We start from the raw sequence: 7,057 nt of genomic DNA on the forward strand, positions 1-7,057 counted from the left end.
AGCCCCCGCGCATCCCCCATTCAACAAAAAGCGCAGCAACATCTGGCTTCCCATCGTTCAAAAGCGAAGCATCTTCTGGCTTCCCCCTTTCCAAGGGGGACGGGAGGGGGATCAAGGGGGACTTTTAGAGTTTTATTCCCCCCAAAATTGGGGTGCTCGGGGGGCAAAATCATACCCAGAACAGCAACGCCCAATATTCCATCTCTCCCACTCCCCTACTCCCCTACTCCCCCGCTCCCCTACTCCTGAGCAAAAGGAATAGTTATAACAAATTTTGTGCCTAAACCCACCTGACTATCAACTTCTATTGTCCCTTGTAACTTTTGGGTCACTAAATTATAGACAATATGTAATCCCAATCCTGTTCCCCCCTTACTCCTGGCAGTGGTGAAAAATGGCTCAAAAATCTTGCCTAAATTTTCCTCTTCAATGCCACAACCATCATCACTATATTCAAGCTGTATTTTATCACCTTCTTGGCGAATGCCCAAGGTGAAATTTCCTGCTTCTTCCGAAGGATACCCATGAGTTAGGGAGTTGGTGACTAAATTGGTGACAATTTGAGCTAAGGCCCCTGGATAACTATCAATTTTAATAGTTTCGTCCCCTTCTACAGTGAGAGTATAAGATGTTTTCATTTGGGGAGCTAAACTTAAAGCAATTTCTTTGAGGTATCCTTTGAGGTTAAAACATCGGTATTCGAGGTTGCTTTGGTCAGCAGCTATTTGTTTAAAGCTTTGAATTAATTCTCCAGCTCGACTCAAGTTACTCAACATCAGTTGGGTACTTTCTCCAGCTAAATCTAGATAATTATTAAGTACAGAGCGTTTCAGTTGTCCTTGAGCTATAGCTTTGGTAAAGTTTTGAGTTTCGTCCGCTAGAGTAGAAGCAACAGTAATACTCGTGCCAATTGGGGTATTGATTTCGTGGGCAACTCCAGCAACTAATCCTCCCAAAGCAGCCATTTTTTCTGATTCTACAAGTTGTTTTTGAGTGGCTTTGAGGTCTTCGAGAGCTTGAGATAATTCGGCAGTGCGCTGTTGAACTTTTTGTTCGAGGGTATTATAGAGTTGAGCGTTTTCGATGGAGATAGCAGCTTGAGCACTTAGGAGCTTGAGAATTTCAATGTGGTTTGGGGTGAATGCTTCTGCGATGAAGTTATTTTCCAGATATATCAGGCCAATTAATTGGCCTTGGTTGATAATGGGAGTGCAGATCAGACTTTTAGGGGAGTTTTGCATCAAATAAGTATCCCCAGAGAAGGTGGTATTTTGGCCAATATCGTTGATTAGGAGAATTTTTTTTGTACGTTTGACTGTATTAATGATACTTAGGGGAAGAGTTTCGGCATCATTAAGAGGCATGGGTGATAGGAGACAACTGCTCTTCTCACATTGGGCAATAATTTCCCAAGTGCCAGTATTGTTTAAAATTAATGCACCTTTGTCAGCTCCTGCATTTTCGACGACAATATTCATTAGCTTAGATGTTAATGTATTGAATTCTATTTCCTGGGAGATGGCTTGGGATACTTTAATGATGGAGACGAGATCTAGGATATAAGGAGAAGAAGAAGAACTCCCCGTGTCAAGGTTTTGGATAGAGTTGAGGGTTTGGTCGAAATTGAGGGGAGATTGAGTTTCTTGAATAATGGGAGCAAGCAGTTGAGGATATTTTTCTTCTAGTTGGTCTGTCTTAGCTTTGGCTCCCCAACGAGCATAACAGTAGTATGCTTCCTGCATATAGATAGCAGCAATTTTTTCTTTCCCCCAGTCGAGGTGAAATTTGGCTGTTAGTTCATTCCCTAATGCTTCTTCTTGGAGATATTCGTTTTCTTTAGCTAGGGCAATGGCGCGGTCGTATAATTCTATAGCTTCTAAAATTTGTCCCGAAATTCGAGCAATTTCTGCTTCCAGCAAACAACACAAATGCAGGAAATTTTCCGGACAATTCTGTGACCAAATGGCAAGCTGTTTTTGATAGGTCGAAATTTTTTCCCCATATTCTAATTTTTGAGTCTCTGTTGCATTGGGATAGAGTGATGCCATCAGCAATGAATGAATGAATAAGTGATGGGCATAAGGAAGCAACCCTTGAGGTGCAACGTTAATAATTTCTGCATCAGCCTGTTGGCAACACTCTAGGGCCTCCCCCAGTCGGTCGTACAAGAACAGAAGTTGAGTTTTCAATATATTATAAATGCAAATTACCTGCCAGTTTTTATGCTCGCGACATTTGTCTAAATATTCAGATTCGACTACATTAGTTCTTACTCCCATCAATTCTGAAAAGAGCATCCCACCGCCAATGAAAAGATCGATCGCCCACTGATTTTTGTATTTTTGAGTGAAGGCTAATGACTCGCTAATTTCTGCTAGTAGTTTTTCTAGGGGAATGCTTTGATAGAAACGGCAATACATATTATGACCAAAAGCATAAGCTGCATATTGCAAATTGCTTGATTCTAAACCTATTTTATAAGATGAGAGATAATCTTCTGTTGCTACCTTGAGAGGATGAGACCAATGTCTGAGGGAACTACCAATCATCAAATAAGCAACACTCTGGGCGGACTTGTTAAAGGTTTGAGTTAACTGAATAGTGACATCAAGCAACTTATTCGTATTTTTATAATTATTCAGAGCATATCCTCGCAAACCACCAAAGGCAGGATAAATATATCCAACTTCCGGTGTATTTCCGTATTTCAAGCACAGATTAACTGCTTTGGCGCAAATGACAGACCATAGCCTTTGATGAGAACGATAAGTTGGTGGCCCCAAGGTAATTAAAAGCTTGATTGCCATTTTTTGTTCTGGTTGAGTCATCAAAGGTAAGTCAGTCAGGGAATCAAACGATAGATTTTTAAAAGTTTCTGTAGCGATCGCTAATTCTGCATCTCTTACTTGTTCAAAATTTTCTTCAGGAAGGTCAACATCAACTAACGCTAGACCTCGCCGGCCTGCTTGAATAGCTTCTGGATACTTAGCTTGCAGAGTATACTGAAGAATTGACATATTATATACTTCTGCTTTTTCCATGGGAGTCAAGGCATTTTTCAAGATGAGTTCGATCCACATTTCAGCCGCTTCGATATTGCCATTCAAATACTCCACTTCTGCCCTTTCTTTATATAGAGAAAAGCTGAGTTCATAATGTTGTTGCCAGCAGTCATCGGGTAAAAGCTCAATTCCAACTTGGATGTAGCTCAAAGCTCCGGCATAAGCTGTGGAGGCTTTAGCTTTACTCCCTGCCAATAAATTAAGTTTTGCTAGCTCCTCTCGTTGTACTGCTTTGGTTATTAATGTCCGCCCAAGGTCTAAATGGTTGACTATTTCAAAAATTCTCTCTTCCCGTTCGGTGGCTGATAATTTTTCTAGAAGTAAAGTACCAATATCAAGATGAGTCGCTTGTTTTTTCTCTTCAGAAATCAATGAATAAGCTGCTTGTTGAACGCGGTCGTGCAAAAACCGATAGCCCACTGAAATTGTTTCTACCTCATTTTCTTCATTCTGCATTCCCTGGAAAAATTTATAGGTCTGGCTTTCTGGAATAATAAACCCTTCTTGTAACCCCCGCCACAAGTTTGTTGCCACTCGCTCCTGAGTGCCCTCGCATACCACTGCCAACGTTCCTAAGTCGAATTGATTACCAATACAAGCTGCTAGCTTCAACACTGCCTGGGTTGCTTCCGGTAATTTTCGCAATCGCTCTATCATGAATTTTACCACATCGTCTGTCAGAGCCAATTGTCGTGTTTGTGCTAGGTCACATTGCCAGTAGCCTTTATCCGCTTCAAATGTAATACAGTTCTCCTCATATAACCCTTTCAAAAATTGAGTTGTAAAAAACGGATTTCCTTTGGTATTATGATATACTAATTCAGATAAAGGTACAGCAATATCTACGGAACACAATAATGTATCAGCAACCAAGCGATTAATATCTAGTTCTTCCAGAGGCTCTAGAGTTATGGTATTAATGTTAGCCCCCTGTTTTTCAATTTCATCTAAAGTTAAAATCAATGGATGAGCTGGAAAAACTTCATTGTCGCGATAAGCTCCCAATACCAATAGATAACCTGTTTCTGATTCATCCATCAACAATTTAACTAAGTTGAGCGATGCCGAGTCCGCCCACTGTAAGTCATCTAGAAAAATCACCAGAGGATGCTCTTTTGTAGTAAATACCCGCACGAATTTTCCAAACAGTAGATTAAAGCGATTTTGTGCTGCACTACCAGAGAGCGGGGCAACAGGTGGCTGTCGATCAATAATTCTTTCCAGCTCTGGAATCACTTCAATTATTATCTGCCCATTTTCTCCCAGTGCATTGAGGATTTTAGCTTTCCAGTTAGCTAGTTCGGCATCCGACTCTCCTAGCAATTGTCCCATCAAATTTCGGAAAGCTTGCACGAAAGCAGAAAAGGGAATATTACGATTGAACTGGTCAAACTTACCCTTGATAAAGTAGCCTCGTTGCTTAACTATAGGTTTGTGAACTTCATTAACAACTGCAGTTTTCCCAATGCCTGAAAATCCTGCCACAAGTATCATTTCTACTCCCCCTTTGCTAAGGGTGGTCTGGGAGGGATTAGCAACACGCTCAAACCCATCTAGTAAAACTTTCACTTCTGATTCTCGTCCGTAAAGTTTTTCAGGAATCAGGAAGCGATCGCATACATCTCTCTCTCCCAGCTCAAATGATGTAATTTTTCCTGTAGTTTCTAACTGCTGTAGACATTGCTCTAGATCGTATTTCAAGCCAAAAGCACTCTGATATCGCTCTTCAGCATTTTTGGCCATCAACTTCATCACAATATCTGACAGTACTTGGGGTATTTCTTCCCCGTTTCCTAATACAGTTGGCATTTTTGCCAGATGACAATGCACAAGTTCCATGGGGTCGCGGGTATCAAACGGTAATTTTCCGGTTAGCAGTTCAAAAAATGTTACACCAAGGGAGTAGAAGTCTGTACGATAATCAATACCTCGATTCATGCGTCCAGTTTGTTCGGGGGAAATATAGGCAAGGGTTCCTTCCAGAATATTGGGGTTGATAAGTTTTTGTTGTTCTTTTGGTAGTAAAGTGGAGATGCTGAAGTCGATGAGTTTGACTAGATGAGTTTCAGGTTGGATGAGAATATTAGCGGGTTTGATGTCCTTGTGGATAATACGTTGTTGAGCGAGATATTGGAGAGCTTCTGCTAGTTGGATGGCTATGTGGAGAAATTCATTGAGGGAATGGCTTTGAGTCGGCCAATAATCGGACAAAGCAATCGATTCTGAGTCGGCCATTACTAGGGCATAACCATTAGTATAGGGTTCTAAGGATAAGCATTGAACAATAGCTGGATGTTCCAGGTGACTAGCGATCGTGTATTGGTTGCGAAATTGAACCAATTCATTAAAACTAGGACGAGGGTTGCGTAAAACTTTGACGATCGCCGATTGCCGAGAAGTTTCTTGAATTGCTCGATAGACTAGCGTGCGTTGTCCAGCATAGATTTGATTGATTTCTTGATAACCAGCTAAGTTTAGCATCACTATCACCAGGAATTTAGGCTAAATATTATGAGTACTATTTTATCTGATTTCGATTTCAATTGCCAAACAAATCATGATTATATCATGTTCGGTTGAATACTGGTAGTCCTAACAATAGTCTAATTTTAGCAGTTAAGTTGTGTAAGTCCCACTAACTATCTGTAGCAAACATTTATCACGCTTGATATTATTACTAAGTCAATAACATAAACTTTTATGGTCGGAGCATGGTTACAAACATTATTTCCCAAACAAACATCCATCGCCTATCTGTAAATTTTCAAGGAAATGAAGGAAATAACTTTTCCATTAATCCTTCTATTTCCGCCGATAGTCGTTATATTGCTTTTGAATCTGCTGCTAATAACTTAGTAATAGGAGACACAAATAACCAAACAGATATTTTCATTACAGACAGACAAACTCAAACTACAGATATTGTTTCGCTAAACTCTTTTGGGTTTGGCGGAAATCTCAATTCTTTTCATCCTTCTGTTTCTGGCGATGGTCGCTTTGTAACCTTTGCCTCTAATGCCACTAATTTAGTGCCAGGAGATAGCAATAATACAACAGACATTTTTCTCAGAGACCTTTTAACTGCTACAACTACTAGGATATCCGTAGATTCTCTAGGCAACCAAAGCAATGCTGCCTCAATAAACCCCACTATTTCTGCCGACGGTCGCTTCATTGCCTTTGAGTCTGATGCAACCAACCTAGTTATGGGAGATCTTAACAACGCCAGAGATATTTTTCTACACGACACCCTAACTGGTATGACTGCCCAAATATCTAGAAACTCCCTGGGCGATCGAGCAAATTTCAGTTCTTTCAACCCCATTATTTCTGCTGATGGTCGCTTTATCGCTTTTGACTCTTTTGCGACTAATATTGTGGCAGGAGATACCAATAATGCCAGAGACGTTTTTTGGCACGATACCCTAACTGGAATGACCAGCAGTATTTCAGTAGATGCTTTAGGAAACCAAGGAGATTTCAGTTCAATCGCTCCCTCTATTTCTACTGACGGTCGCTTTATTGCCTTTGAGTCTACGGCAACTAATCTAGTACCAGGAGATACAAATGGTGTCAGAGATATATTTGTGCGCGATGTAGCAAATGGCATCATGACTCGCGTCTCTGTGGATATTTTTAGTAACCAGGTCAGTAGAAGTTCCTTTGCACCGACGATTTCTGGTGATGGTAGGTTTGTAGCTTTTGATTCTTTCGACCCGTTACTGGTGCCTGGGGATAGCAATGGCACTAATGATATATTCGTGCGGGATTTGCTAAATGGTGTCACGACTAAAATATCAGTAAATTATCAGGGGTTAGAAGGAAATTTGACTTCTTTTAATCCGGCAATTTCTGCTTCCGGGGAAGTTGTCGCTTTTGACTCTTTTGCTACTAATTTGGTAGTGGGAGATAATAATAATAGTCGAGATGTTTTTGTCTGGAATCAGAATATCTAGTTAGGGTTTGCTGAAAAAATTAGTTGGTGGGGGTAAGAC

2 protein-coding genes are annotated in these 7,057 nt (G+C 40.6%); one reads left to right on the forward strand and one right to left on the reverse strand.

All coding sequences use genetic code 11. The features are described 5' to 3' along the window. Nucleotides 1-239 precede the first annotated feature (239 nt). On the reverse strand, nt 240-5,543 hold the full coding sequence (locus AC3DU7_RS20305; RefSeq protein WP_488041117.1) for a trifunctional serine/threonine-protein kinase/ATP-binding protein/sensor histidine kinase: 5,304 nt from the start codon (nt 5,541-5,543) through the stop codon (nt 240-242). A gap of 230 nt (nt 5,544-5,773) precedes the next feature. Here AC3DU7_RS20305 and AC3DU7_RS20310 point away from each other — a divergent pair, with 230 nt between their 5' ends. Further along, complete coding sequence (locus AC3DU7_RS20310) at nt 5,774-7,018, forward strand: TolB family protein (protein ID WP_488041118.1); 1,245 nt, start codon at nt 5,774-5,776, stop codon at nt 7,016-7,018. Nucleotides 7,019-7,057: the final 39 nt, after the last annotated feature.

This window comes from Okeania sp. (assembly GCF_983059655.1).